At 72.4% G+C, this 2,263-nt stretch carries 1 protein-coding gene and 1 pseudogene; one reads left to right on the plus strand and one right to left on the minus strand.

The features are described 5' to 3' along the window. A pseudogene (locus tag H5J33_RS31895) lies at positions 1–204 on the plus strand (SAM-dependent methyltransferase); the annotation flags it as partial. On the opposite strand, the gene ftsH reads toward H5J33_RS31895, so the two are convergent. Continuing rightward, positions 201–2,141, minus strand: a complete 1,941-nt coding sequence (gene ftsH, locus H5J33_RS31900; protein ID WP_181798222.1) for an ATP-dependent zinc metalloprotease FtsH — start codon at positions 2,139–2,141, stop codon at positions 201–203. The pseudogene H5J33_RS31895 and the gene ftsH overlap by 4 nt on opposite strands. Positions 2,142–2,263 lie beyond the last annotated feature (122 nt).

Raw genomic sequence — 2,263 nt, forward strand, 5'->3', positions numbered from 1 at the left:
GTCGCCTGCCCGTTCGGCTACGCCGACCTCGACAGCGCCGTACGGGGGCTGCTGTCGACCGGCCTGTTCGACGCGGCGATCACGGCGACCGACGCCCGGCAGGTCGACAAGGAGCTGACGGAGGCGCTGCACCCGCACCGCCGCCCGGACGGCACCGTCTGGATGCCGAACGTCTTCCGCTACCTGGTCGCCCGGGTCCCCTAGGTGTCGGGCTCCTTGCCCAGGCGGGTGATCCCGGCGATGCGGTACGCGTCCGCCTCCTCCAGCGTCTCGTTCTCCAGCAGGGCGTGCGCGAGCGCGTCGAGCTGCCCCCGGTGGTCGTCGAGCTTGCGGCACGCCTGCGCGTAGCACTCGTCCACGATCCGCCGCATCTCCGCGTCGATCACGTCGAGGGTCTGCGGGGCGGCGGCGAGGCCGTAGGCCTGCTGCGCGTCGTTCGGCAGCGCGGACAGCCTGCCGACCCGCGCGCTCATGCCCCAGCGCGACACCATGCCCCGGGCGATGTTGGTGACCTGCTCCAGGTCGCTCTCCGAACCCGTGGTGATCACGCCGTAGACCACCTGCTCGGCCGCCATCCCGCCCAGCGCGCCGATGATCCGGCCGCGCAGGTACTCCTCGGTGAACGCGTACTTGTCCGACTCCGGCGTCGACAGCGTGACGCCCAGCGCCCGGCCGCGCGGCACGATCGTGATCTTGCGGACCGGGTCGGCGCCCGGCTGCAGCATGCCCAGCAGCGCGTGCCCGCTCTCGTGGTACGCGGTGCGCCGGCGTTCCTCCTCCGGCATCACCAGCGAACGCTCCGCCCCCAGCTGCACCTTCTCCAGCGCCTCGGACAGGTCGGAGCGGGTCACCCGCGGCTGCCCCCGCTTGACGGCGAGCAGCGCGGCCTCGTTGGCCAGGTTCGCCAGCTCCGCGCCCGTCATGCCCGGTGTCGTACGGGCCACCCGGGCGAGGTCGACGTCGTCGGCGAGCGGGATGTCCCGGGTGTGGATCCGCAGGATGGCCTCGCGCCCGCCCCGGTCCGGCGGCGAGACCTGCACCACCCGGTCGAAGCGGCCCGGCCGGGTCAGGGCCGGGTCGAGGATGTCGGCGCGGTTGGTGGCCGCGATCACGATCACGCCCTCCGAGCCGGAGAAGCCGTCCATCTCGGTGAGGATCTGGTTCAGCGTCTGCTCGCGCTCGTCGTGCCCGCCCATCGACGCCCCGCCGCCGCGCGCCCGCCCGATGGTGTCGATCTCGTCGATGAAGATGATCGACGGCGCCACCTTGCGGGCCTCCGCGAACAGCTCCCGCACCCGGGAGGCGCCCACGCCCACGATCATCTCGATGAACTCCGAGGCCGAGGCGGAGAAGAACGGCACGCCCGCCTCGCCGGCCACCGCCCGCGCCAGCAGCGTCTTGCCGGTGCCGGGCGGACCCGCGAGCAGCACACCCCGGGGCATCTTGGCACCCATCCGGCGGTAGGCGTCGGGGTTCTTCAGGAAGTCGACCACGTCGTTCAGCTCGGCCTCGACCTCGTCGATGCCGGCCACGTCGGCGAACGTGGTCCGCCTCTCCCCCGGCACCAGCTCCACCGGCTTCGGCGGCGCCTTGCGGCCGAGCATCCCGCCCGCACCGCCGAGCCCCGCGCTCATCCGCCGCGCGATGAACACCCACACCGCGATCAGCAGCAGCATCGGCGCCAGCGAGATCAGCAGGTTGGCGAGAAAACTGCGGTGCTGGACGACCGGCTCGGCCGTGACGGTGACCTTGTGCCGGGTCAGGCCCGCCCACAGGTCGTCGTGCGCGAAGGACGGCCGCTCGGTGTTGAACTTGGTGTATCCGCCGCCGCCCTCGGGGTTCTTCCGCTCCTTCTTGAGCTGGCCCTGGATGGAGTCGCCCTTGGCGTAGATCTTGTCGACGTTGCCGGCGTCCACCTGCCGGCTGAACTCGGTGTACGAGATCGTCGGCTCGTTCGCCTGGTCGACGTACGACAGCACCAGGTTGGCGATCAGGTACACGATCAGCGCGGTGAGGATCAGCCGCCACCAGCCGCCGCGCATCCCGCGCCCGCCGGAGGGCGGCCGCGGCGGCTCCTCCGGGGCGCCCTCGGTGCGCCAGGGCTGGTCCGGCGACCTGCGCGACGGAGCGGGGTTGGTCATACCGGGACGGTACGACACCGTCCGGGCACCGGCACGCGCAAGGGGCGCCCTCCCGGTGGAAGAGCGCCCCTCGCGACGTACGGGCCGGTCCGGGACCGGTACCCGGTCAGCCCATGAACTTC

Origin of the sequence: Streptomyces sp. WELS2, assembly GCF_013870595.1 — a bacterium.
GTDB lineage: Bacteria > Actinomycetota > Actinomycetes > Streptomycetales > Streptomycetaceae > Streptomyces.